Annotated in this window: 17 protein-coding genes; 10 read left to right on the top strand and 7 right to left on the bottom strand. The window is 68.8% G+C overall.

The features are described 5' to 3' along the window. Positions 1-216: 216 nt before the first annotated feature. Positions 217-1902, top strand: a complete 1686-nt coding sequence (locus tag NBY65_RS00660; RefSeq protein WP_162530557.1) for a methyl-accepting chemotaxis protein — start codon at positions 217-219, stop codon at positions 1900-1902. A 132-nt stretch (positions 1903-2034) separates the two neighbouring features. Here NBY65_RS00660 and NBY65_RS00655 read toward each other — a convergent pair whose 3' ends face one another. After that, a complete protein-coding gene (locus NBY65_RS00655) occupies positions 2035-3171 on the bottom strand; it encodes a hypothetical protein (protein ID WP_150040947.1) in 1137 nt (378 codons plus the stop codon). A 198-nt stretch (positions 3172-3369) separates the two neighbouring features. Here NBY65_RS00655 and NBY65_RS00650 point away from each other — a divergent pair, with 198 nt between their 5' ends. Both NBY65_RS00650 and NBY65_RS00645 read left to right on the top strand, forming a co-directional pair. Next, positions 3370-4035 carry an HAD hydrolase-like protein gene (locus NBY65_RS00650; RefSeq protein WP_150040946.1) on the top strand — a complete coding sequence of 222 codons (666 nt, stop codon included), beginning with the start codon at positions 3370-3372 and terminating at the stop codon, positions 4033-4035. Positions 4036-4089: 54 nt separating this feature from the next. Then, the gene (locus tag NBY65_RS00645; RefSeq protein ID WP_150040945.1) at positions 4090-4635 is read left to right on the top strand and encodes a DUF4142 domain-containing protein; all 546 of its coding nucleotides are present in this window, start codon (positions 4090-4092) and stop codon (positions 4633-4635) included. A 16-nt stretch (positions 4636-4651) separates the two neighbouring features. Here NBY65_RS00645 and fghA read toward each other — a convergent pair whose 3' ends face one another. Further along, complete coding sequence (fghA, locus tag NBY65_RS00640) at positions 4652-5503, bottom strand: S-formylglutathione hydrolase (RefSeq protein ID WP_203330486.1); 852 nt, start codon at positions 5501-5503, stop codon at positions 4652-4654. A 206-nt stretch (positions 5504-5709) separates the two neighbouring features. Here fghA and treZ point away from each other — a divergent pair, with 206 nt between their 5' ends. The 3 genes from treZ (at position 5710) to NBY65_RS00625 (ending at position 15355) form a co-directional block, all read left to right on the top strand. Further along, a complete protein-coding gene (gene treZ / locus NBY65_RS00635; protein ID WP_239002790.1) occupies positions 5710-11301 on the top strand; it encodes a malto-oligosyltrehalose trehalohydrolase in 5592 nt (1863 codons plus the stop codon). After that, positions 11294-14086, top strand: a complete 2793-nt coding sequence (gene treY, locus NBY65_RS00630) for a malto-oligosyltrehalose synthase (protein ID WP_150040943.1) — start codon at positions 11294-11296, stop codon at positions 14084-14086. Before treZ ends, treY begins: the two co-directional genes overlap by 8 nt. Positions 14087-14194: 108 nt before the next feature. Then, entirely contained in the window at positions 14195-15355 is a 1161-nt protein-coding gene (locus tag NBY65_RS00625; protein WP_150040942.1) for a site-2 protease family protein, read from the top strand. On the opposite strand, the gene NBY65_RS00620 is transcribed toward NBY65_RS00625, so the two are convergent. Beyond that, on the bottom strand, positions 15356-16033 hold the full coding sequence (locus NBY65_RS00620) for an extensin-like domain-containing protein (RefSeq protein WP_162530556.1): 678 nt from the start codon (positions 16031-16033) through the stop codon (positions 15356-15358). It abuts the gene before it with no gap. Positions 16034-16192: 159 nt separating this feature from the next. Here NBY65_RS00620 and NBY65_RS00615 point away from each other — a divergent pair, with 159 nt between their 5' ends. From NBY65_RS00615 to NBY65_RS00600, 4 genes are all read left to right on the top strand, one after another. Continuing rightward, on the top strand, positions 16193-16720 hold the full coding sequence (locus NBY65_RS00615) for a hypothetical protein (RefSeq protein ID WP_150040940.1): 528 nt from the start codon (positions 16193-16195) through the stop codon (positions 16718-16720). Between the two features lie 42 nt (positions 16721-16762). Further along, positions 16763-17521 carry a monofunctional biosynthetic peptidoglycan transglycosylase gene (gene mtgA / locus NBY65_RS00610; protein WP_150040939.1) on the top strand — a complete coding sequence of 253 codons (759 nt, stop codon included), beginning with the start codon at positions 16763-16765 and terminating at the stop codon, positions 17519-17521. Positions 17522-17769: 248 nt separating this feature from the next. Beyond that, the gene (locus NBY65_RS00605) at positions 17770-20001 is read left to right on the top strand and encodes a GumC family protein (RefSeq protein WP_150040938.1); all 2232 of its coding nucleotides are present in this window, start codon (positions 17770-17772) and stop codon (positions 19999-20001) included. A 231-nt stretch (positions 20002-20232) separates the two neighbouring features. Beyond that, complete coding sequence (locus NBY65_RS00600; protein WP_150040937.1) at positions 20233-21084, top strand: transglutaminase-like domain-containing protein; 852 nt, start codon at positions 20233-20235, stop codon at positions 21082-21084. Here the strand turns inward: NBY65_RS00600 and NBY65_RS00595 are convergent, their stop codons facing one another. The 4 genes from NBY65_RS00595 to NBY65_RS00580 form a co-directional block, all read right to left on the bottom strand. Beyond that, a complete protein-coding gene (locus NBY65_RS00595) occupies positions 21085-21993 on the bottom strand; it encodes a transglutaminase family protein (protein WP_150040936.1) in 909 nt (302 codons plus the stop codon). A 119-nt stretch (positions 21994-22112) separates the two neighbouring features. Then, entirely contained in the window at positions 22113-22484 is a 372-nt protein-coding gene (locus NBY65_RS00590; protein WP_150040935.1) for a hypothetical protein, read from the bottom strand. A gap of 217 nt (positions 22485-22701) precedes the next feature. Further along, positions 22702-24951 (bottom strand): glycogen debranching protein GlgX, encoded by a 2250-nt coding sequence (gene glgX / locus NBY65_RS00585; RefSeq protein ID WP_150040934.1) that lies wholly within the window; start codon positions 24949-24951, stop codon positions 22702-22704. A 112-nt stretch (positions 24952-25063) separates the two neighbouring features. Then, positions 25064-25870, bottom strand: coding sequence for a DUF3750 domain-containing protein (locus NBY65_RS00580; RefSeq protein ID WP_203330485.1), 807 nt, complete (start codon positions 25868-25870; stop codon positions 25064-25066). Positions 25871-26039 lie beyond the last annotated feature (169 nt).

The following is a 26039-nucleotide window of genomic DNA, read 5'->3' as shown; positions in this document are numbered from 1 at the left end:
ATCGAATATCTGGCTGGAATTGCGGGGCTTGGCCGCCTCGCCAGGCAGTTCATTGCCGGATTCTGGATGCGGTATGCGAAAATTTTTGCATTGCCTTTCGCATGCAATTCCGCCACCAATTTGGCATCGAAACCAATGGTTTCTGGCGCGTCTGCGGCACAAACATGCCGGATACAAAAGGGGGAGCGCGCTAACGGCCATAGAAGGACTTTTCGCATGCGCGCCTTCCGGAACCTGACCATTCGCGGCAAGATTGCCTCGGCTTTTCTTCTGATGCTGTGCTGCACCCTGGGGATCGGCCTGTTCTCGATCGGCCGGTTGGGCGCGGTCAGGGATGCCGGCGCGGTGGTCGCCGGAAAATGGATGCCGATGGGCCAGGTGCTCGGGCAGCTTTCCACGGAATTCGAGAAGCTGCGCGCGCGTGAATCGCAGACCCTGCTGCGGAGCGGGCCGGAACTGGTCAAGCAGATCGGGGATGTCACCGAGAGCCTGGCCGCCATGGACCGCCTCCAGGCGCGCTTCGCCGCCATGGTCGCGACCGCCGAGGAACGCCGCCTCGCCGAGGCGATCCAGGCGGCATGGCTGACCTACCGGGCGGCATCGGAGCGGTTGGCGATCGCGGTCCGGGCCGGCCAGAAGGACGTCGCCTACGACATCCTGTTCATGCAGATGCAGCAGCCATTGCTGCAGGTGCGCAAAACCGTCAGGACGGGGCTGGACTTCGCCCTGGACCATGGCGGGGCGGCGACCCGGCACAGTGCCGAGATCGGCGCCGCGGCCACCACGATGATCTCTGTCGTGCTGGGCCTGCTGGTCCTGGCCGGTGGCGCGATCGCGGTGGGCACCGCCCGCGGCATCGCCGGCCCGGTCAAGGCAATGACGGAAACCATGCGCCGCCTCGCCGCCCGCGACCTGTCCACGCCGGTGGAGGGGCTTGGCCGGCGTGACGAGATCGGCGCGATGGCGAGTGCGGTCCAGGTCTTCAAGGACAACATCATCGCCGCCGACCGGATGGTGGAGGAACAGGCACGGGCGCAGCAGGCCAGGGTGGAACGGGCGGCCCGGCTGGAGGCGCTGACCAGCGGCTTCGAAAATTCGGTCGGGCAGCTCGTCGGCGTGCTCGCCTCTGCCGCCACCGAGTTGCAGGCCACCGCCCGGACGATGTCGCAGGGCGCCGGGCAGAGCCGCGAGCAGGCCGGCGCCGTGCTGCGCGCGGCGGAGCAGGCCAGCGGCAATGTCCAGACCGTGGCCGCGGCGGCGGAGCAGCTCTCCAGCTCCGTCGCCGAGATTTCCCGTCAGGTGGCGCAGTCCAGCCGGGTGGCGGGCCGCGCCGCGGCGGATGCGAAGCGCACCAACGCCACCGTCCGCGCCCTGTCCGACGGCGCGCAGCGGATCGGCGAGGTGGTGCGGCTGATCAGCGACATCGCCGGCCAGACCAACCTGCTGGCGCTGAACGCGACGATCGAGGCGGCGCGGGCCGGCGAAGCCGGGCGCGGCTTTGCCGTGGTGGCCAGCGAGGTGAAGGCCCTCGCCAGCCAGACTGCCCGCGCGACCGACGAGATCGCCACGCAGATCGGGCAGATCCAGGCGGCGACCCAGGATGCGGTGGTGGCGATCCAGGGCATCGCCACCACGATCGACGAGGTGAACGAGATCGCCGGCACCATTGCCGCCGCCGTGGAGGAACAGGGCGCGGCGACGCAGGAAATCGCCCGCAACGTGCAGCAGGCCGCCGCCGGCACGCAGGAGGTCACGCGCAACATCGCCGGGGTCAGCCGTGCGGTGGCGGAGACCGGGGATGCGGCGGCCGATGTGCTGAAAGCCGCCGAGGACGTGTCGCGCCAGTCGGAGATGCTGGGCGGCGAGGTCGGCGACTTCATCCGCGGCGTCAAGGCCGCCTGAGGCCGGGCGTCGCAGCATGCCGGCCTGCGATGTCCTCGCGCGGGCCGGGTCCAGGCTGAGGCAACCTCTTGCGTCAACAGGAGCCGTGCTGAGAAGCAACGGCTCCTTCGCCCGTTTCAGTTGGCCGACCGCCTAGCTGGTCGGCTCGCTCAGCTTGCGTGACAGGCGTTCGAATTCCTGGCGCAGCATGTCGCTGTCGAGCGGCAGCGTGCCGGGCGGCACCAGGTTGATCACCGCGCCGACATCGCGGTTGGCGGCATTCACCATGTCCAGCACCTCCGCCGTGTTCTCCATGGTGCTGGCGGTGTTGGCGGCGAGGTCGAGCAGGGTCTGGGTGCGCCGGATGGCCTCGTCGAGCTGCGCGCCCTGCTGTGCCAGGTAGCGCCGATAGGTCGGCATGATCTCCGCCGTGCCCTGCAGCGCGCGCAGGTTGCCGGCGTAGCCGTCCCGCTCGGGCCCGCTCGCCTCGCGCAGCTTTTCCTCGGCCTTGCGTTGCAGGGCGAGGTTCTCCTGCTCGATCCCGGCCAGCCGTGGCAGATAGCGGTCCCGGATGCGGTCACGCACGTCGGTCTGCAGCGTTTCCACCATCTCGCAGAGCACGACGTTCAGGCCGTAGTAGCGCCGCAGCAGGTCGGTGTTGCCGCGGTTCTGCTCCACCGTCTCGCGCAGTTGTGTGACGAAGTGGGCGACATTGGCCTGCATGCCCAGCAGCGCCACCATGTCGTCGCCGTTCGGCGCGATCGCGATCATCTCCGCCTGGGCGGGGGTCATCGGCACGCCCAGTTCGGTGAGCCGCCGCGCGAAGTCGTCGGTGGCGCGGGTGAGGTCGACGGCGGCCTTGCCGCGCGCCTGCTGCAATTCCTTCACGTCATGTCCGGCCAGCAGGCCGTCGGCGATGCGGGCGTCGAGGTCACGCAGCCGGCCACGCGCCTCCTGCATGTCGCGCAGCGATCCCATTGCCTCGCTGCCGGCCATCATCGCGGCGGCGCGGCGCAGCAATTCGTGCATGCGCGCACGGGTGGCGTCGGTGGGCTTGAGGCTTTGCCGCTGCTCGGCGACCCGGCTGAGTTCGGAAATGATGGCCGCGCGCTCCGGCGGCGCCCCCTCGGCCTGCTCGGCGATGCGGGCGGGCGGGCTCCAGGGAAGATGCGCGGCAACACCGTGATAGGCCGCCTCCACACCCGTGCCGAGCGGGCGCCGGACGGCGGGGATGGCGAGTGCAGCGACCAGAAGCAGCAGGAAGGCCACGCCAAGAATAAGACGACGCATGCCCGGCTCCCATCTGATGCCGTGGATGGTCAATAGCTTGGTCCTCCTGTGCTGCATTGGCAAGCACGGCCGCCTCATTCTTCGGGGCGTGTGATGCAGGCCAGCAGGGACCGGGTCGGTTTATCGCCCCTGAGTTGTATTGGTGAACCGGCGCCCGGGGGGTGGCCATGCCTGGCAAAAGCGGGCATACGGCACGCCATGACCCCCCGCTACCGTCTCGTCATCTTCGATTCCGACGGCACGCTGACCGATTCCTTCCCCTGGTTCCAGGACGTGATCAACGACGTCGCCGAGCACTTCGGTTTCGCGCGCCTGGACGACGCCCGGTTGGAAGCCCTCCGCTCATTGGGCGCGCGCGAGACGCTGCAGGAACTCGGCGTCCCACGCTGGCAACTGCCGTTCATCGTGCGGCACATGCGCCGGTTGAAGGCCCGCGACCACCATCGCATGCGCCTTTTTCCCGGCGTGCCGGCGACCTTGCGTCGCCTGAAGGAATGCGGCGTGACGCTGGCGGTGGTCAGTTCCGATGTCGAAAGCAACGTGCGCCGGACGCTGGGGCCCACGAATGCCTGGTTGATCGATCACTATGCCTGCGGGGCTTCGGTCTTCGGCAAGTCCGCCCGCATGCGGCACCTGCTGCGGCAGGCCGGTTTCCGCCCCGGCGAGGCGATCGCGATCGGCGACGAAATCCGCGACGTCGAGGCCGCGCATTCCCTCGGCATTGCCTTCGGGGCCGTGTCCTGGGGTTATACGCAGCCAGAGGCATTGGCGGCGCAGGCACCCTCCGTCCTGTTCTCGACTCTCGACGAGATCCTCGTCCACGTCACCGGCACCCACGGGACGGGCGGCCGGCCTTCGATCTGAACGGTATTCCTCTCCGCACGTTGGTGTCCTGGACCGCAACGACGGAGAGACATCATGACCCGGATCCTGGCCAGCACCGCTCTCGCGCTGCTGCTGCTGGCAGGCTGCGCGGAAACGCAGAAGGCCACGGACACCACCGTCGCCGCGGCGAAGGCGCAGGTCAATCCGACCTTGTCCACCAGCGATGCCGCCTTCATCACCGCGGCTGCGCGCGGTGGCATGGCCGAGGTGCAGCTCGGCCAGCTTGCCCAGACGAACGGGCGCTCCACGGCGGTGAAGCGCTTCGGCCAGCGTATGGTCACCGACCACGGGCGCGCCAACCAGGACCTCGCGGCGCTGGCGCAGCAGAAGCAGATCTCGCTGCCGGACGGGATCGGCGCCGAGCACCAGCAGACCTATGACGCCCTGGCGAAGCTGCATGGCCGCGCCTTCGACCGGGCCTATGCCAAGGCCATGGTGCAGGACCACCGATCCGATCTGCAGGCGTACCAGACCGAGGCGCAGAGCGGCACCGATGCCGACGTGAAGGCCTTTGCCGCGCGCAACGTACCGGTGCTGCAGGAGCATCTGCGCCTGGCGCAGCGATTGCCGCAGCATTAGGCGCGGGGCGGGACGGTCACGCCGCCCTGCCGAGCCGTCCGGCATGCCAGCGCAGATGGTCCTCGATGAAGCTGGCGATGAAGAAGTAGGAATGATCGTAGCCTTCCTGCAGGCGCAGGGTCAGGGGGATGCCCGCATCGGCACAGGCCGCCCGCAGCAGGTCCGGCTTCAACTGGCTTTCGAGGAACGTGTCCGCCATGCCCTGGTCGACCAGCAGCTCCGGCAGGCGGGCGCCATCCTCGATCAGGGCGCAACTGTCGTAGCGTCGCCAGGCGGACCGGTCCGGGCCCAGATACCCGCCCAGCGCCTTTTCCCCCCACGGGCAGCGCATCGGCGCGCTGATCGGGGCGAAGGCCGAGACACTGGCGAAGCGGCCCGGGGTCTTCAGCGCCAGGGTGATCGCCCCATGTCCCCCCATCGAGTGACCCATGATCGCCTGCCGGGTCAGGTCGGCCGGAAGCTCGGCCGCGACCTGGGCGGGCAGTTCGTGCAGCAGGTAGCTCTCCATCCGGTAATTCCGCGCCCAGGGCGCCTGCGTGGCATCCAGGTAGAAGCCGGCGCCGAGGCCGAAATCGTAGGCTCCGTCGGGGTCATCCGGCACGCCCTCGCCGCGCGGGCTGGTATCGGGGACCAGCAGCAGCAGGCCCAGCTCCGCCGCCACGCGCTGTGCCCCGGCCTTCATGGTGAAGTTTTCCTCGGTGCAGGTCAGGCCGGAGAGGAACCAGACCACAGGGAGCCTGCCTGCCCCGGCCTGCGGCGGGACGAAGGCGGCGAACCGCATTTCGGTGCCGGTCTCGGCCGAGCGGTGGCGGAAGACGTGCTGGGTGCCGCCGAAACAGCGGGCGCGGGAGACGGACTCCAAGGCCATGCGGGACGTTCCTTCCTGGTGTCACAGTTGCGGATCCGATGGCCGCCACGTTCCACCAGTTTGCGCCCGCCGTCGATGCCGGGCTCTCGCGCAACGGGGCGGAGGTCCCTGGAATCCATGGCGAACGCAAGAATTCTGGCAGGTCCCCGGAACGTCGGGGGGGGCTCGCGGTTTCGTCTGGTCCGAACCAACTCGGGTGGTGCGCCGTGTCGTCATCCTCACGCTCTTCAACCGACAAGAATGCCACTCCCGCCGAATCCTGGCCGTCCGGGCTGGAGGCGGTGGCCGAGGCCGCATTGCCGGATTTCCTGCTGCGGCAACGCTGGTACCCCGCCAAGGACGCCGGCCGGCCGGCGGTGACGCTCGCGACCCTGGTTGCCTTTCCGAGCCCCCGCCAGCCTGCCGCGCTCGCCATCTGGCGAGTGACCCCGCCGGGGCAGGCGCCGTTGCTGCTCTTCGTGCCGCTCGCGCTGGTTCCGGCCGGGGGGGGGACGGATCCGGCCCAGGTGATTGCTCCCGCTCCCGCCTCGGCGCCGGGCGGGGCCGCCCCGGCCGGGGTGCTGGTGGAAGCCTTTTCCACCGATGACTTCGTGCGCGCCTGGATCGGCGCGCTGGTGCGGGGGAAGGGCACGGCGCGGGACCGGCTGCGTACGGGCCACACCGATCGCCTGGCGCAGGCCGGGCTCGAGCCGGGCGGCAATTGGGCGGTGCGCCGCAGCCATGCCGAGCAGTCCAACACCTCGATCCGGATCGGCGAGGGGGCGATCCTGAAGGTGATCCGCAAGCTGGAGCAGGGCATCCATCCCGAGCTGGAGGTTGGTCGCTTCCTCACCGGCGAGGCCGGCTTCACGGCGACGCCGGCTTTGCTCGGCTGGGCCGAACTGGACCTTCCGGGCGCCACCGGGTCCATCACGCTGTCGGTGCTGCAGGCTTTCGTGCCGAACCAGGGCGATGGCTGGAACTGGGTGCTGGGGCGACTGGGGCGCGCCGTCGCGGCCGACGAACCTGCCTCGGAGCAGATGCTGGCGGAAACGACCGCCTGGCTGCGCCGCCTGGGTCAGCGCACCGCCGAGATGCATCGCGCCTTCGGCATCGACAGCCAGGATCCGGCCTTCCGGCCGCATGCGGTCGGGCCGGCGGAACGGCAGGGCTGGACCGAGGCGGCGCAGGCGCTGGCCCGACGCGTCCTCGACGGGCTCGCGGCCGATGCCCGGCAACTGGCGCCGCCGGCGCGGGACCTGGCCGCCGCCCTGCTGGGGCGCCGGGACGAACTGGCCGCGCAACTCGAGACGGTGCTGCGCGATGCCCCTGCCTTCGCCCGCACGCGCCACCATGGCGACTACCATCTGGGTCAGGTGCTGGTCGCCGGGGAGGACGCGATCATCATCGATTTCGAGGGCGAGCCCATGCGCCCGCTTGCCGAGCGCCGCGCCCATCACGCGCCGTTGCGCGACGTGGCGGGGCTGCTGCGCTCTGTCGCCTATGCCGCCGCGGCCGCCGGCCGCGCCTTGCCCGCCGACCTGCCGGAGGCGCAACGCACGGCGGCGCTGCGCCGCCTGGACGCCTGGGAGGCGGAGGCATCGCGCGCCTTCTTCGATGCTTATCTTGCGGCCGCGCAGGGAACGCCGGGCTGCCCGGCTGACCTACCGGCGGCCGCACGGCTGGTGCATTTCTTCATGCTGGAGAGGGCGCTCTACGAGATCGCCTACGAGCGCGCCAACCGACCGGACTGGGTCGCCATCCCGTTGCGCGGCGTGCTGGCGCTGCTGGATGCCGCGCCGGTGACGCGCCGGCATGCCATGCCCTTCGGTGCCGAGCTGCAGGCCGATGGGCGGGTGCGCTTCCGCCTCTGGGCCCCCGCCCACAAACAGATCCGGCTTGCCCTCGACGGCGCGGCGGAGACGTTGGCCTTGCAGGCACAGGACGGTGGCTGGCACGAGCTGGTCACCGACCGGGCGCGTGCCGGCACGCGCTACCGCTACGTGCTGCCGGACGGGCTGCACGTGCCCGACCCGGCCTCGCGCCACCAGCCCAACGATGTGCACGGGCCGAGCGAGGTGATCGATCCGGCCGCCCATGTCTGGGGCGACGCCGCCTGGAAGGGCCGTCCCTGGGAAGAGGCGGTGGTCTACGAGCTGCATGTCGGCGCCTTCACGCCGGGCGGCACCTTCCGCGCCGCCATCGACCGGCTGGATCATCTGGTGGCGCTGGGCGTCACCGCGATCGAGATCATGCCGGTCGGCGATTTCCCCGGCCTGCGCAACTGGGGCTATGACGGCGTGCTGCCCTATGCGCCCGACGGCAGCTATGGCCGCCCCGAGGACCTGAAGGCCCTGGTAGAGGCCGCCCATGCGCGCGGGCTGATGGTGCTGCTCGACGTGGTCTATAACCATTTCGGACCGGAGGGCGCCTATCTCCACGCTATCGCGCCGCAGGCCTTCACCGACCGCCACAAGACGCCCTGGGGTGCCGCCATCAACACCGACGGTGCCGAGGCCAGCCCGGTCCGCGACTTCTTCATCCACAACGCCCTGTACTGGATCGAGGAGTTTCACCTCGACGGCCTGCGGCTGGATGCGGTGCACGCCATCCTCGACGACAGCCCGCTTCATCTGCTGGAGGATCTGGCCAGGCGCGTGCGCGAAGCCGTGCCGGACCGGCCCGTCCATCTCGTGCTGGAGAACGAGGAGAACCAGGCTTCCCGCCTGGTCCGCGACGCGGACGGCAGGCCGCGCTGGTATACCGCGCAGTGGAACGACGATGCCCACCACGTGCTGCACGTGGCGGCGAGCGGCGAGGCCAAGGGCTACTACGCCGACTACAAAGGCCATACCGACAGGCTCGGTCGTGCCCTGGCCGAGGGCTTCGCCTTCCAGGGCGAGGTCATGCCCTATCGCGGCCATGCCCGCGGCGAGCCGAGCGCGGCGCTGCCGCCCGGCGCCTTCATCGCCTTCATCCAGAACCACGACCAGGTCGGCAACCGCGCCTTCGGCGACCGCCTGACCGCCTTCGCCCCGGAAGCTGCGGTGCGGGCGGTGGCATCGGTCTATCTGCTGCTGCCGCAGGTGCCGATGCTGTTCATGGGCGAGGAATGGGCCGCCGCGCAGCCTTTCCCGTTTTTCTGTGATTTCAGCGGCGATCTGGCCGAGGCGGTGCGCCGGGGCCGGCGCGAGGAATTCGCCCGCTTCCCCGAATTCCAGGACCCGGCGACGCGCGAGCGCATCCCCGATCCCACGGCGGAGGCCACCTTCGCCGCGGCGAAGCTGCGCTGGGAGGATCTGGCGCGCGCGCCGCATGCGGGATGGCTCGATTGGTACCGGCGTGTCCTGGCCCTTCGCCATGCCGAGATCGTGCCGCTTCTGACCGGCATCCGCGCCGGTGGGCGTTACGAGATCATCGGCGACGGCGCGGTGGTGGTGCGCTGGAACCTTGGTGAGTCCGGGACGGGGGCAGGCGGCGCGCTGGTGCTGGCGGCCAATCTCTCCCCAACGCCGGTCGAGGGATTTCCCGTCGCTGCCGGAAAGGTGCTGTGGCAGGAAGGCGAGACCGGCGCGGAGGCGGACGGGCGTTTCGGCCCGTGGGCGGTCCGGTGGGCGATCGAGGCGGCGGCGGAATCCGGCAGCGCCACCCTGGACGAGCTGGCCGGGCGGATGGGCATCGAACCCGTCTTCCGTGACGCCCGGGGGAAAACGGTGCGGGCCAGCGCCCAAACCAAGCGCAGCCTGCTCGCCGCGATGGGGGTTGCGGCCGACGACGAGGCACAGGTCCGCGCGACCCTTGAGGCCTTGGAGCGGGCCGACTGGCAGCGCCCGTTGCCCCCCGTGGTGGTTCTGGACGTCACTGCCGGGCCGCTGGTGGTGGAGATCGTCCTGCCCCCCGATACCGGCCAGATCATCTGGCACCTGGCCCTGGAAGACGGCAGCGAGATCGTGGCGCAGGTGGCGTTCGACCGGCTCGACCTGGTGGCGTCCTGCCATGTCGACGGCCAGGCGCTGCAGCGCCGCCGGCTGGTGCTGCCCGACGATCTGCCATGGGGCTATCACCGGTTTTCCTTCCAGCCAGGGCAGGCGGCCACGACACTGGTGGTGACCCCCGGACGTTGCTGGCTGCCGCCGGGGCTGGCCGAGGGGCGCCGGCTCTGGGGCATCGCCGCGCAGCTTTATCTGCTGCGCTCCGCCACCGACTGGGGCATCGGTGATTTCGGCGATCTGCGCAGTTTGGTGGAACTGACCGCCGCGCGCGGGGCCGACGTGATCGGCCTCAACCCGCTGCACGCCCTGTTCCACGACGACCCCGAGCATGCCAGCCCCTATTCGCCGGCCAGCCGCCTGCTGCTGAACGTGCTCAACATCGACGTGCTAGCGGTGCCCGAACTGCTGGACTGCCCGCAGACCCGGGAGCTGATCACCTCGGAGGCGTTCCGCGCCCGCGTGGCGGCGTGCAGCGCGCGGCCCCTCGTGGATTATGCCGAGGTCACTGCCCTCAAGTTCTCGGTGCTGGAGCAGTTGTTCCATGCCTGCAGAACGGCCGCCGACCCCGCCCGCTGGGAGGGCTTCACGGCGTTCCGGCGCGAGCGTGGCACGGTGCTGGAGCGCAACTGCCTGTTCCTGGCCCTGCGCGAGTATTTCGCCGCCCGCGATCCCGCCCTGGCCGACTGGCATTGCTGGCCGGAGGAGTACCGTGACCCGGATTCCCCCACGGTGGCACGCTTTGCCGAAGCGAACCGTGAGCGGCTGGATTTTCTTGCGTGGCTGCAATGGCTGGCCGACACGCAGCTTGCCGCCGCCGCGGCGACGGCGTCCGCGCGCGGCATGGCGGTGGGGCTCTACCGCGACCTCGCGGTGGGGGCCGATCGTGCCGGTGCCGAGACCTGGGTCAATGCCGCGGCCGTGGTCTCCGGCGCCCAGGTCGGCGCGCCGCCCGACATCCTCAACCCGGCCGGCCAGGACTGGGGGGTGCCGCCCTTCAATCCCCGGGCATTGCGGGAAGAAGGCTATCGCAGCTTCATCGAACTGATCCGCGCCAATATGCGCCACGCCGGTGGGTTGCGCATCGATCACGTCATGGGGCTGCAGCACCTCTATTGGGTGCCACGGGGCCGCAAGCCACCGGACGGCGCCTATGTGCAGTATCCGCTGCAGGATCTGGTCGGCATCCTGGCGCTGGAGAGCCATCGCCAGCGTTGCCTCGTCGTCGGCGAGGACCTCGGCACGGTGCCTGAGGGGTTCCGCGAGCACATGGCGGCGGCGAATATCCTTTCCTACCGGGTGCTGTATTTCGAGCAGGACTTCACGACCGGTGCCTTCTTCCCGCCCGCGGCCTATCCGGGGCTGGCCCTGGCGGTGATCGGCAGCCATGACCTGCCGACCCTGCGCGGCTGGTGGACGGAGCGCGACATCGAGATCAGGGAGCAGCTCGGCCTGTTCCCCGATCCGGCGGACGCATCGCGCCAGCGCGAGGCCCGCGCGCGTGACCGGACGCAGTTGCTGCAGGCACTGCGCACCGAGGGCCTGTTGCCGGACGAGGGCGAACCCGACATCCCGAAGCTGGCGCGGGCGGTGCATGCTTTCCTCGCCCGCAGCCCCGCCGTGCTGGCGATGGCGCAGATCGACGACCTGACCGACGAGGCTGATCCGGTGAATGTCCCGACCACCTCGGAGGAACATCCGAACTGGCGGCGCCGCCTGTCGATGACGCTGGAGGAGCTCGCGGTGCGGCCACGCTTCATCGACATCGCCGAGATCTTCCGCGCCGAGCGCGGCACCCCGCAGCCCGAGGACAGCAGCGACCATGAGTGAAACCCGTGTGCCGGTGCCGCGTGCGACCTACCGCCTGCAGTTCCACGCGAAGTTCGGCTTCGCCGAGGCGGCGGCGCTCGCGCCCTACCTGGCACGGCTCGGCGTCAGCCATGTCTATGCCTCGCCCTATCTGAAGGCGCGGCCGGGCAGCAGCCACGGCTACGACATCGTCGATCACGGCCGGTTCAACCCGGAACTGGGCGACGAGGCGGCGTTCCGCGACATGGTCGCGGCGTTCCGGGCGAACGGGCTGGGGCAGGTGCTGGACTTCGTGCCGAACCACATGGGCGTCGGCGGTTCCGACAGCCTGTGGTGGCTCGACGTACTGGAATGGGGACCGGATTCCGACTACGCGGGCTGGTTCGACATCGACTGGGAGCCGGACCGGCGCTATCTGCTGGGCAAGCTGCTGGTGCCTTTCCTGGGTGACCAGTACGGGGCCGTTCTGGAATCCGGCCAGCTCAGCCTGCGCTTCGAGCCGGAGACCGGCAGCTTCGCGGTATGGGCCTATGACACGCACAAGCTGCCGATCTGTCCGCTGCAGTACCAGCACGTGCTCGGTGATGCACACCCGGAGCTGGAACGGTTGGGCGACGCGTTTTCCGGCCTGCCGAACTGGCGGCCGCGCGTGGTGCAGCGTGCCAGGGACCTGCAGGCCGTGCTGGCCGCGCTGGCGCGGGAGCGGGCGGATGTGCGGGAGGCGGTGGGAGCGGCGGTCGCGCGGCTCAACGGCGAGCCCGGCCGGCTGGAGACCTGGCGCGGGCTGGATGCGCTGATCCAGGAGCAGCACTGGCGCGCCGCGCATTTCCGCGTCGCCGCGGATGACATCAACTACCGGCGCTTCTTCAACATCAACGAGCTCGCCGGGCTGCGCATGGAACTGCCGGAGCTGTTCGACCATGCGCATGCCCTGGTTTTCTCGCTGCTGCGCGAGGGCGTGCTGGACGGGCTGCGCATCGACCACGTGGACGGGCTGTTCGATCCCAAGGGCTACCTGCTGCGGCTGCGCGAGCAGGCGCCCCGGCCGTTCTATCTGGTCGTTGAGAAAATCCTGGCCCGGCACGAGGCGCTGCGCGAGGAGTGGCCGGTCGAGGGCACCACCGGCTACGAATTCGCCAACCTCGTGCTCGGGGTGCTGGTGGATCCGGCGGGCGAAGCGGGGCTTTCCAAGGTCTACGCCGGCTTTGCCGAGGATGCGCGTCCCTTTGGCGAGATCGTGCGCGACTGCAAGATCCGCATCATGCTGAACGAGATGGCGAGCGAGCTGAACGTGCTGGCCCGTGACGCGGCGCGCATCGCCCGGCAGAATCCGCGTACCGCCGATTTCACGCGCAACATCCTGCAGCGGGCGCTGAAGGAGATCGTCGCCTGTTTTCCGGTCTACCGCACCTATGTGGACGGCGCCGTGCCGGTCGAGGAGGATCGCCGCTACATCGATTGGGCGGTGGCGCAGGCGCGGCGCAACGAGACGGATGTCGATCCGAGTGTCTTCGATTTCCTGCACCGTTTGTTGACGACGGATCTGGTGGCAGAGCCGCGCAGCGGCTTCAGCCGGCACACGGTGGTGCGCTTCGCCATGCGGGTGCAGCAATACAGCGGCCCGGTGATGGCGAAGGGTCTCGAGGACACGGCCTTCTATCGCTACAACCGGTTCGTGGCGCTGAACGAGGTGGGCGGGCATCCCGACCATTTCGGCGTCTCGCTGGCATCCTTCCACAAGTCGAATGCGCAACGTGCCGCGCGTTGGCCGCACGCGATGCTGAACACGTCGACGCATGACACCAAGCGTGGCGAGGACACCAGGGCGCGGCTGGCGGTGTTGTCGGAGTTGCCGGAGGAATGGGCGCGGCAGGTGCAGGCCTGGAGCCGCATCCTGCGGGCCCGTCGCGGCGACGTGGAGGGCACCGCGCCGCCCGACCGCAACGACGAATACCTGTTCTACCAGTTGCTGCTTGGTGCCTGGCCGGCCGAACTCACCGGCGTCGGTGGCCTGGATGCCGGGCAGGTCGGTGCCTTTGTCGGGCGCATGGAAGGGGCGATCATCAAGTCCCTGCGCGAGGCGAAGCTGCATTCCACCTGGGCGGCGCCGGATGCCGCTTACGAGGAAGCGATGCTCGGTTTCGTGCGCGATGCCCTGGATGTTTCCGCGTCCGATGCGTTCCTGGGGGCTTTCCTGCCGTTCCAGGAGCGGGTGGCGCGGCTTGGCGTGCACAACAGTCTGGTGCAGACCGTCCTGAAGCTGACGGTTCCTGGCATGCCGGACATCTACCAGGGGGCCGAGGTGTGGGATCTCAGCCTGGTGGATCCGGACAACCGGCGTCCGGTGGACTATGAGCGCCGGATGTGGCTGCTCGATGAGGTGACGGTGGCGCTGGAGCGTGACCGGCGGGCGGCGTTGCGGGAGATGCTGGCGGAGTGGCGGGACGGCCGCATCAAGCTGGGGGTGACCAGCCTGTTGCTGGCGTATCGCCGCGCGCATCCGGGCTTGTTCGCCGAAGGGGCGTATGAGCCGCTGGTGGCGGTGGGGGCGAGGGCTGAGCAGGTCTGTGCCTTTGCGCGGCGTCATGGGGAAGATGCGGCGGTGGTGGTGGCGGCGCGTTTCCCGGTGCGGCTGGCAGCCGACCCGGACTGGGCCGGCACGGTGCTTCCCTGGCCCCGGATCGAGGGGCAGCGCTGGTGTGACCTGTTCAGTGGCCGTGAGATCGTGCCCAGCGACAATGGGGTGGGCATCGAGGTGGTTTTGGGCGATTTGCCGGTTGCCGTTCTGGTGCTTGAGGGCACCTGACCCCAAATGGGATCCAAGGGCCTGTGGCCCTTGGTGGAGGTCCAGGAGGCAAAGCCTCCTGGTGGGTTCGGGGCAACGCCCCGGGCTGGCGTGATCCGGGAGATGTATATGACCTGGTCGTTTCCCATCGTCACTTTGAAGGGCACGGTGATTCGCCTGCATGTGACGTTTCTGTTGTTTCTCGCCTGGATTGCTGCCGCGCACTATGCGCAGGGTGGAATGTCCGCCTTGGTGCAGGGCGTCGCCTTTACCTTGCTGCTGTTCCTGAGTGTGGTGCTGCACGAATTCGGTCACGTGCTGGCCGCAAGGCGCTATGGTGTGCAGACCCCTGACATCACGTTGCTGCCGATCGGCGGCGTTGCCCGGTTGGAGCGCATTCCCGAACGCCCGGTTGAGGAACTGGTGGTGGCGCTGGCGGGGCCGGCGGTGAATCTGGTGATCGCTGTTGTCCTGTTCCTGGTGCTGGGCGGGACCTTGCCCGAGCAAAGCCTGCAGATGCATGCGCAGGATGCCGGGTTGCTGGCCCGGCTTGCGGTAGCCAATCTGTTTTTGGTGCTGTTCAATCTGGTTCCGGCGTTCCCGATGGATGGCGGGCGGGTGTTGCGGGCCTTGCTGGCGTGGCGCCTCGGCTATGGGCGGGCGACCCAGATCGCCGCCTCGATCGGCCAGGGGCTTGCCTTCGCGCTGGGGGTGCTTGGGTTGTTCGGCAATCCGATCCTGTTGTTCATCGGCTTGTTCGTCTGGCTCGGGGCAGCGTCGGAGGCGCATGCGGTGCAGATCCGCGAGGCGTCGCGGGGGATCATTGCCGCTGATGCCGCGGTGACGCAGTTCGAGAGTCTTTCGCCGATGAGCCGGGTCGAGGATGCGGTGCAATGTCTGATCCGCACCACGCAGCACGAATTCCCGGTGGTGGACGGGGGCGGGCGGTTGCGTGGGGTGCTGACGCGCGACGCCATGATCCGCGCGTTGCGTGAGGGTGGCCCGGACACGCCGGTGATCGAGGTGATGGTGCGTGACATCCCGATGGTGAATCACCGCACCAGCCTGGCCGATGCGTTGCGGTTGCTGCAGGAGCGGCAATTGCCGGCGGTGGGGGTGGAGGATGGCGGTGGGCGGCTGGTCGGCCTGATCACGCCGGAGAATGTCGGCGAGATGATGATGGTGCAGGCGGCGCGCAATGCCGGTCCGGGGGGTGGGCCGGGGGGCACCCCGCCGGGGCTGCGCAACCCGTGGCGGGCGCCGGATGCCGGGCCGACCTCGCCGGCGTGATCAGCGGCAGATCCGCCAGGGGCCCATGTCGAGATGGAAATGGTCGTGATGGGCGGCGTTGTACTCGGGGCCGAGCACGCCGCGGAACCAGCGGCAGGCGCCGTCGCGCAGGGCGTGCAGGAAGGCTGATTCGGGACCGCTGCCGCCCCAGTTGCCGGCCAGTTTCACCTCCCGCCCGTCGCGCAGCACGAAGCCGGCGATGTCGATCGCGTTCGCGGTGGCGTGCTGGCTGCGGCGTCCGGCCTGGGCGTGGTTGACGTTGCGGCAGGCATAGGTGCCGTAGTGGCGGATGGCGGTAACTTCCGTGCCGAGAAGCTGCCTCGCCTCGGGCTGCAGGGTGTTGCGCTCGAACAGGGTCCAGGCGGCGGCGAGCGGGCAGGTGACGACCGGGTTGGCCGGCATGGCGCGGACCGGGCCTGTCAGCCGCACGGCATGCTCGATCGCGCAGCCGTTATCGGCAGGGCGGTCGGGCACCGGCAGGAACGGAAGCCCTGAGCCGGTAAAGGCGGCGGGGCAGAGATCGGGCTGCAATTGCAGGGCCCGCAGCTTCAGCCCGGTGAGTGCATTGGGGGCGGCGGTGAGGTCGAGCGGCCGCCGCGGATCCCATTCCGGCGGCAGGTGACGCAGCCCCAGGGCAACCAGTCCGAACAGGAGTGCGAGGCCGAGCAGCCATCGCATGATCGGGGCTGCTGACTGGAATGCCATGACGGAGATGAACGCCTGGGGTGAGGTCTCCGTTCGCGTGGGGGCGGGGATGCTCTTTTAGGGGGCCGGGGGTCTGGAACAAAACATGAACAAATCCTATATCGGGGGCATCTCCTTCTGGAAAGGACCCCCATGGCCACCGGATCCGACCCTGCGACCGATGCCCTCTGGAATGCCCGGCGCGCGGAAATCATGCGGCTGCTGCTGCAGGCCGGCGCGAAGCTGGCCGGGCGCGGCGCCGAGGTCAGCCAGTCGAACGGATGGATCTTCCGTGCAGCGCTCGGCGAGTTCTGCGTCGACGCCACGCTGAACGAGCCGCAGTTCCGCTGGCAGGCGCCCGATACGCTGACCGTCATGCCGCGTGCGTTCCGCGGCGGCTTTCATCCGCTCGACCGGCCGGCTGCCCTCAGGCCGGCGGGGGTGGCCTTCGAGCCGGGAACGGCGAGGCTGAGTGAGGCGGGGCGCGCGACCCTGGGCCGGGTGGCCGCCTGGCTGATCGATGCCATGCTCGAGGGGCCACCGGCCGCTTCCGCCGGCACGAGAGATGGGGCGTCGCGGCCGCCGCGCAAGCCGCGCGGGCCGAACCGGACGGCGTGGGCTGCCCGCGCGGCGTTCCGGCAGGGCGATGCCCGCCGGGGTCCGGATCGCCGCCCAGGCTGAAAGGGCGTTGATGCGGCTGGTCAGGTGCGACATGAGGGGCGCATGGCCAGTCCTCGCCCCGATGCCGAGCAGGCACGCCGCCCGAGCCGGGGGGTACCGGAGGTCCAGGCGCGACCCAGGCGTTCCTGGCGTCCGCGCTTGCGCCGGCTGGTCGGCCGGGCCCTGCTGCTGGCGTTGCTGGGGCCGCTGCTGCTGATCGTGCTGTTCCGCTTCGTGCCGCCGGTGCTGACCCCGTTGATGGTGATCCGCCTGATCCAGGGGTATGGCCTGCACCGGGAATGGATTGCCTACGAGGATATCGCCCCGGCGCTCGCCCAGGCGGTGATTTCCGCCGAGGACAACCTGTTCTGCGAGGAAACCCTGGGCTTCGATTTCGCCGCCATGCGCGGGCAGATCGAGACCTGGTCGAACGGCGAGCGCCCCCGCGGGGCGAGCACCATCACCATGCAGACCGCCAAGAACCTGCTGCTCTGGCCGGGGCGCGACCCGGTCCGCAAGGTCGTGGAGGCGTGGCTGACGCCCCAGATCGCGGTATTGTGGCCCAAGCGCAGGGTGCTTGAAGTCTACCTGAACATCGTGGAATTCGGCCCGGGCGTCTATGGCGCGGGGACGGCGGCGCGGCGTTTCTTCGGCAAGGTGCCGTCGCAGCTCTCGCCGCGGGAAGCGGCGCTGCTGGCGGCGGTGTTGCCGCGCCCGCTGGAATGGTCGGCGGCATCCCCGGCCCCGCATGTGCGGCAGCGGGCGGCCATCATCGAGCGCCGCGTCGGGCAGATCCGGCCGCTGCTGGCCTGTGCGCGGTGAGCGGGCTTGCCATGCCTTGCATGAAAAGTTTCCGTTCCGCCTGATCATCGCGCTGGCGATTCGACCGCTAGTTCTATGAGCATGCGACGAGATCGACGCAGCATGAGATCGATCGGCCTCTCATGGCATGACCATGTGGCGGGTCGCGTCCCGCAGAAGCGCGCCGATGAGCCGATCCGGCTTTTGCCGACGGCGCACGGTGCGGGACATGTCGAGGGGGCCCGGGCGCTCTTGGACAGAGGAGCAACATGACGGCGAATCCCGCTCTGACAGGCCCCGCACCGGATCCCGTCCACACGCTTGAGCCGATCGGCGTGCCGCTGCGGCGGCTTGGCACCATTTTGCGCCGGCGCTTCCTGCTCGTGCTGCTGGTCATGACGCTCGGCCTGGGCGGCATGGGGCTCTATCTTGCCAAGGCGCCGCGGACCTACCGGGCGGAAGCCGCCGTGCTGGTCGAGCCGCGGCAGACCCAGGTGAGCGACCTGCAGGCGATCGCCGCCGATCCCGGCAATGCCAACCTGATCCGGACACAGATCGACCTGCTGCGCTCGCCCGCCCTGGCCCGGCGCGTGGTCGAGCGGCTTGCCCTGGTCGACCACCCGGCCTTCGCGCCGCATGACGGTGTCGTCACCAGGGTGCTGCACATGGCCGGCACCCTGCTGGGCGTTCCCTTGCTGGACTCGCGCCCGCTGACGCCGCAGGAGCGCATCGACAACGCGACCACCGCGCTGCTCGCCATGGTGGGGCAGCAGAACGAGCCACGCTCCAACGTCATCACCATCTGGGCGGAGACCGTCTCGCCGGACCTGAGTGCTGACATCGCCAACCAGTTCGCCCAGCAATACCTCGAATTCAAGCGCTACCAGAAATTCGCCGCGGTGGAACGGGCGCATACCTGGTTCAGCGAACGTCTCGGCGAACTCGGGGCCAAGACACGCGCGGCCGAGCAGGCGGTGGAGAATTACCGGCTGCAGAACGGGCTGGCCGAGGTGCTGAACACCCGCAATGCGCCGACCTCGCCCACCATCAACCGCCAGCAGCTCGACGAGGCAGCACGCCAGCTCGTGATCGTCTCGGGCGAAAAGGCGCGCAAGGAAGCCCAGCTATCGCAGGCCAGGTCCGCCCTGCGCGCGCAACGCGGCTATGACGCCCTGCCGGAAGTGCTGAACTCCCCCCTCGTACAGAGATTGCGCGAGCAGGAAGCCAATCTGGCGCGGCGTGACGCGGAGCTGTCGGTCTCGCTTGGCGAGCGCGCGCCCGAGCTGATGGCGTTGCGCTCGCAGCGCCGCGGCCTGCAGCAGAAGTTGCAGGAAGAGATGACCAATGCCACCAGTGGCCTCGCCAACGAGGTTGCCGCGGCAGCCGTGCAGGAATCCGCCTTGCGGGCCCGGCTCGAAAGCCTGCGCTCGGCCGTCACCACCGAGAACAAGGCCGAGGTGCGCCTGCAGAGCCTGATCTCGGAGGCCAATACCAACCGCGCCATCTACGAGAGTTTCCTCACCCGCGCGACGCAACTCGCCAATGTGGCCGGGATCCAGGAACCGGACGCGGAACTCGTCTCGGCGGCGACGATTCCCTCGGAGCCGTATTCCCCGCGCGCCGGCAGGTTGCTTGCGGTCAGCTTCGGCTTTTCCCTGGTCCTGGGGATTGGCCTGGCCTGTATGTTCGATCGCATGGGAGAGGGTGTGTCCACGCCCGAGGCCCTGGAGGCGGAGCTTGGCCTGGCCTCGCTCGGGCTGGTGCCGTCGGTGGGCGCGAAGGCGCGCGGCGATGCCCCGTACGGCCGGGGGGCCGCGGATTTCGCGGCGGCGCTCAGCCGCCTGCGCGGCACGTTGCAGGTGATCGACGCGCAGGCCCGGCCGCGTGTCGTCATGATCACCTCCGCCTTGCCGCAGGAAGGCAAGACGGTCCTGGCCACCAGCCTCGCGCGCAATGCCGCGCAGGCCGGCTGGCGTGTCTGCGTGATCGACTGCGACCTGCGCAATCCCAGCGTGGCCGCCGCGTTCGGCATCGACCCGGAGCCGGGGCTGGCGCAGGTGCTCGGCACCAACAGCCTGAGCGACGGCAACCCTGTCGTGCGTCGCATGACCAAGGGCCTGGATGTCATCCCGACCGGTGTTCCCGAGCATGATCCCCAGGAATTGCTGACCTCCCGTCGCCTGGCCGGCATCCTGGATATGGCACGCACGCGCTATGATCTGGTCATCGTCGATGCCCCGCCGGTGCTGGCGGCCGCCGACGCGCAACTTCTCGCGCGCATCGTCGATGCCACCCTTTTCGTCGTGCGCTGGGAGCGGACACCGCGGGCGGCGGCGCGGGATGCGCTGCGGCTGCTGCGGGGGGCGGATATACGCCTGCTCGGCACGGTGCTGACGCAGGTGCATCTCTCCCGCTTCACCCGGCTCAGCACCGGTGGCCTGGCCCACATGTACCGGTATTATCCCGGCTACTATCGCCCGGCACGGATGCCGAGAGCCTGACAAGCCCTGCGTGATCATCGAAACGGGAGTTGCAGCCTTGCAACTCCCGTTTCGCATTGGGCCGGGGGAAAGACGATCTCCGAATGCAACCGGTCGATCCGTGGGCGGAGTTGCGGATATCTTCCGGCGCAAGGCAGGTCTTCGGGAACAAATCCGGGAACGGGACGCTGATGAACCCATGAGCCCCTTGCTTCGGGGCAGAGTGAATTCCATCACGATCCAGGAAGCCGCATGCTGATCCGTATCGGATACGAGCTAGAGTACCATCATACCGCCCCGACCCCCATGGTCCTCATGCTGACGGTGCATCCCTCGCGCGGCGCGGATCTGGTCGTTCCGCCTCTCCTTGTGAGTGATCCGGTGGTGCCGGTGGAAACCTACCGCGACCAGTTCGGCAATCTTTGCAGTCGCCTGCTGGCGCCGTCCGGATCCATCCGGTTTCATGCCGATGGTCTTGTCGCGGACAGCGGCCTGCCTGATCCGGTCGTTGCCGACGCGATCCAGCATCCCGTGCAGGACCTGCCGCCGGAAACCCTGGTCTTCCTGCTCGGCAGCCGCTACTGCGAGACCGACCTGCTGTCCGAATTCGCCTGGAAGACCTTCGGCAACACCCGGCCTGGATGGTCGCGCGTGCAGGCGATCTGCGATTTCGTGCACGGCCACCTGACCTTCGGATACCCCTTCGCGAATCCACGGCGCACGGCCTGGAGTTCCCTGAAGGAGCGACGCGGCGTCTGCCGGGACTTCGCCCATCTGGCGATCGCGCTGTGCCGCTGCATGAACATCCCGGCGCGCTACTGCACGGGGTACCTGGGCGATATCGGTGTGCCGGCCGTGCCGGAACCGATGGATTTCTCCGGATGGTTCGAAGCCTTCCTCGGCGGCCGGTGGCACAGCTTCGATGCACGCCACAATGTCCCGCGCATTGGCAGGATCCCGATCGCCTACGGGCGGGACGCGGCCGACGTCGCCATCAGCACCACCTTCGGCCCGGGCACGCTGAAAACTTTCAAGGTCTGGACGGATGAGATCGTCGATACGCGGCAGCTTCCGGCCTATCTGCAACGCCGCCGCACCGCCTGATCATCGTTGCCTTTCCTCCCGGACGCAGACTGACACATCCATGCCGAGAAAGGCCGAGCCGAAGCCGAAATAGCTTCCCCACAAAGGCAGGGCCTGCGCTGGATCCCAGGCAACCGCCACGCGAATCAGGTTGCGGTTGCCGACGATGCTGTTGGTGGGGTCGAAATCCACCCAGCCGGCGCCAGGCAGGTAGACCTGCAGCCAGGCATGCGTGGCGCCCCCCCCCAGGATGGGGTCAGGCTCGAAGCCGGGGACGAAGATGTAGCCGCTGACGAATCTCGCCGCGAGGCCGATGGTGCGCACGGCTTCCATCATCAGCAGCGCGAAATCGCGGCAGGTGCCGCTTCTGCGGGACAATGTTTCCGTGGGGGCCTGTACGCCGCGCTCCAGCCGCCGCGAATAGCGGAACGTCTCGCGAATCTCCGCCGTGATGGTCCGCAACAGGGCCATGGTGCCGGTCCTGCCGGAACGGGGCAGGAAAGCTTTCACCCAGAGGTCGAGGTCGGGCTCCGGATGGCGCCTGTGGAGGGCACGTAACAGGTCCGGCATGTCATCGCACGGGTAGGTGAAGGGGAAGTGCTGCGCCGCGGCGTCCAGGGTGTATTCGGGAAGCGGCACCTCGGTGTGTTCCAGCCTCACCTCGCTGTCGAACGCCAGCTCGGTGGCTTGGTCATTGAAGGTGGCGACCGCCACGGAGTTGTCGAAGACATCGTGCACCCAGCGCAACTGCGCCGGCTGCGGCGATATGGTCAGCCGCGCCCGGATCAACCTCAGGTCATGGCTCTCGCGGGGGCGGAGCATCATCCTGTGCTCGCCGGGCCTGACCGGGCTGGCATAGCGGTAGGTCGTGACGTGACGCACCGTCAGCACGGAGGGCAAGGCATCTGCCTGGGAAGGGACCGGGAGCATGCGAGAACCTGAACCGGCGATCATTGCTGCGCCTTGAAGGGGCAAGCGACAGAATGCCGGTGCAGGGAAGGAGTTTACCCTGGGGGCCGAATCATCTGCTCAGGAGCCGTTCAAGGGAGTCAGGCGGTCCAGGTATCGGGACGTTCCCCGGAGACGACCACCCGCCCTTTGTGGTCGATCGCCTCGAACCAGGGCGGGGTGCCGCTGCTGATGCTGCCACGCAACTGGGTGACGCGGTCCTCGCCGAGCCGCCGGGCCAGTTCCGCCCGCAGATCCCGCAGCAAATGCGCCACGGCCGGAATCTGCCGGGTGAGCGCGCAGGAGCGCACCGCCATGGACAGGGACATGCCCACGGTTTCCTGCGTCACCAGCAGCATCGCCCGGCCCGGCCTGTCCTCGAAGAAGCCAGCGGGGGCCAATCCGGCGAGCGCCGCGCGCGCCGCTTCAGCCTTGACGGCGATTGGATCCGCCTCTGCCTCGTTTTGCGTCATCTCTCCAGCTGCCAGTGGCAATCGGTGGGCAAAATGCCAAAATCGGAGACACCCGATTCGCCTTTTGCGCGGTTCCGTAGCAGCTATGGCGGGGGAGGCAAACCCAGGTGACAGGGTTGTGAAGGTAGGATGACCAAAGGCAAGGCCAGGGCTTCGCCCTGGACCGACCAAGGGCCACAAGGCCCTTGGATCCCATTCGCGCTGCGCGGCACAGATTTTACGTCGGGTGGTCGGCCAGGATCGGGGGTTCGGTTCCGGCGAGCAGGGCCGAACGGGCCGCGGCCAGGATCGCGCCGCCACCCCGCTCCGGGCGCAGCACGAACAGCAGCAGGGAACGGCCGGTCACCATGTAGGGATGGCCGAACTCGAACGGTTCGGGTTCGTCGATATCCGGCCGGTTGGTGTCCACCAGCAGCAGCCAGCGCTGCCCGGCCGGCGGCTCCGGCAGGGAGAACGCGACCACGTCGTGATGCGCGTTCAGCACCTGCAGCAGCGTCGCGTCCGCGGCCGGGCGGCGGATCCCCGTGGCCTGGGCCCGCCCATCCAGCACCATGCCGAAGCAGCGCGCATTCGGGTCGGTCCAGTGGTCCGCCTGCATTTCGGTTCCCGCGGGCGTCAGCCAGGTGATGTCCTTGACGCCGACCGCGTCGTTGTAGGTGCCGGTCAGGAAACGGCCGCGGCGCAGGGTCGGGAAAGCCTGGCGCAGGGCGATCAGCTTGCGCACGAAGGCGGCGAGGTCGCGGTCCTTCGCGTCGATGCCGGTCCAATTTACCCAGTTCAGCTCGTTGTCCTGGCAATAGGTGTTGTTGTTACCCTGCTGGGTGCGGCCGAACTCATCGCCGGCGAGCAGCATCGGCGTTCCCTGGGCAAGCAGCAGCGTTGCCAGCATGTTGCGCTTCTGCCGCTCCCGCAGCGCCTGGATCTCCGGATCCTCGGTCGGCCCTTCCGCGCCGTGGTTCCAGGACAGGTTGTCGGAATGGCCGTCGCGGTTGTCCTCGCCGTTCGCCTCGTTGTGCTTGTCGTTGTAGGAGACGAGGTCGGTGAGGGTGAAGCCGTCATGGGCGGTGACGAAGTTCACGCTCGCCCAGGGCTTGCGGCCGCGCCGGTTGAACTTGTCCCCCGATGCGGTCAGGCGGGATGCGAGTTCCGCCGCCTGGCCGGCGTCGCCCTTCCAGAAGGCGCGCACGGTGTCGCGGAAGCGGTCGTTCCATTCCGCCCAGCCCGGGGGGAAGCCACCCACCTGGTACCCGCCCGGGCCGATGTCCCAGGGCTCGGCGATCAGCTTGACCGAGGACAGCACCGGATCCTGCCGGCAGGAATCGAGGAATCCGCCGCCCTCGTCGAAACCATAGGGCTCGCGGCCGAGAATGGTGGCGAGGTCGAAGCGGAACCCGTCCACGTGCATCTCGGTGGCCCAGTAGCGCAGGCTGTCGGTCACCAGCTGCAGCACGCGCGGGTGCGAGAGATTGAAGGTGTTCCCGGTGCCGGTTTCGTTGATGTAGTAGCGCTTCTGGTCGGGCAGCAGCCGGTAGTAGCTGGCGTTGTCGATCCCCTTGAAGCTCAGCGTCGGGCCGCGCTCGTTGCCTTCGGCGGTGTGGTTGTAGACGACGTCCAGGATCACCTCGAGCCCGGCGTCGTGCAGCCGCGCCACCATTTCCTTGAACTCGGCGGCCACCGTGACCGGGCTGCGCGCATAGCGTCGGACCGGGGCGAAGAAGCCGATCGTGTTGTAACCCCAGTAATTCGTCAGGCCCTTGTCGATCAGCAGCGCGTCGTTGACGAAGGTATGGATGGGCAGCAACTCGACAGATGTGACGCCAAGCTCGCGCAGATAGGCCAGCACCTCCGGCGCGGCCAGGCCGGCATAGGTGCCGTGCATGTCCTCGGGCAGCGCGGGATGCAACTGGGTGAAGCCCTTGACGTGCGTTTCGTAGATGATGGTCCGTTCCCACGGCACGGTGGGGCGGCGTTCACGGCCCCAGGTGAAGGCCGGGTCGACAACCTGGCATTTCGGCATCAGCGGCGCGCTGTCGCGTTCGTCGAAGGTCAGGTCATCGCCGGTTTCAAGCTGATAGCCGAAGACTTCCGGCCCCCAGCTCAGGTCGCCGACGATGGCGCGGGCATAAGGATCGAGCAGGAGCTTGTTGGGATTGAACCGATGCCCCTGGTCCGGTTCGTACGGGCCATGCACGCGGTAGCCGTAGACCGTGCCCGGACGGGCATCGGGCAGGTAGCCGTGCCAGACCTCGTCGGTGAACTCCGGCAGCTCGATGCGCTCGATTTCCGTCTCGCCGGCATCATCGAACAGGCAGAGCTCGACCTTGGTGGCATGGGCCGAGAACAGGGCGAAGTTCACCCCGAGCCCGTCCCAGGTGACGCCACGCGGGTTCGGCAGCCCCTCGCGGATCCGCGAGCGCCGCATCACCTGGGGCGCCTCTGGCAGTTTCACGCTGTCCACCCGGTTCATTCCCCCGCTCCGTCACGCATGCTTTGGCCCCGTTTCGATCAGCGGTGAGACAACGGATGCATCGCATCTTCGTTGCGTCGCAACTCGGGAGGGGGGTGTACGGTGCCCTGCTTCAGCGCCCATCCCCGGGGGGGGCCGGATAGAGGGGCGGGGAAAGCGGGTTCGATGCCCCGTCCGGTCCCCGCAGCCCGAACCGCCCGAGGCCTGGAAGCTTGAGGGCGGGACGGCGGATATCGACCCCCGCGACCGCGCCGAGGATGTTCACCTCGATCCCTTCCACCCAGCCCAGGGTCAGGCCGGCATAACCGCCGAGGGTCAGGCGGAGACCCGTGCCCGATGGCGTCAGGCGCAGCCAGCGCCCGTCATAGGGGTAGTCCTTGCCGATGGCCGTTGGCGGCAAGGTGATCGGGATCTCCGCCACGGCATCCATCACCGCGGCGACGAAGGTGTTGGAGTTCGGGCCCGGCCAGGCCCGGTAATCCCCCTGGTTGCGCCAGGCATAGCCCGCGATGGCGGCCTGCATCCGCGGAATCAGGGCGGACGCCGCCGGGCCGTCGGCGGCGAAGACGGTTTCGGGGACGCGCCCGAACCAGCGCCCATCCGGGGCGAAGCCGTTCACCCGGATCGGATCGCCCCAGGCGGTGTAGTCGTAGCGCGTATAGGCGCTTGCCCCCTCGGGCTTGAGAACGATCCAGCAATGCACCGCGAAGATGCCGCGCCAGCGCACCGTGGGGGCGGCGAAGATCCGTACCACGGCGTCCCGATGCTGCGCGGCCGGCGGCAACAGGCCGGCGCTGGATCGGTCGGCGGTCCACCAATCCGCGCCGACACCCCTGAAGCGATGCAGTGCCGCCGAGATGCCGAGCGGCAGGACGAAGAACAGGGCGAAGAGCAGGAGGCCGGCTTTGAGAATGGACATCGGTGGACGTCATATCTGGTGTCGCATCCGGCTGTGCAACCGCATTGCGTTGTTTCCCCTCCCGGGTTCGCCCGTGTGGCGCCGCCACGAGGCGCTGCGCCAATGAAATTGTGCCTTATAACAAATGGCTAAACCGCACTGCCCGTTGTCGGTCGGCCTGGAACCGCTC

The sequence above is a fragment of the Rhodovastum atsumiense genome (assembly GCF_937425535.1).
Lineage (GTDB): Bacteria > Pseudomonadota > Alphaproteobacteria > Acetobacterales > Acetobacteraceae > Rhodovastum > Rhodovastum atsumiense.
This window is presented reverse-complemented; position numbering and strand designations above follow the sequence as displayed.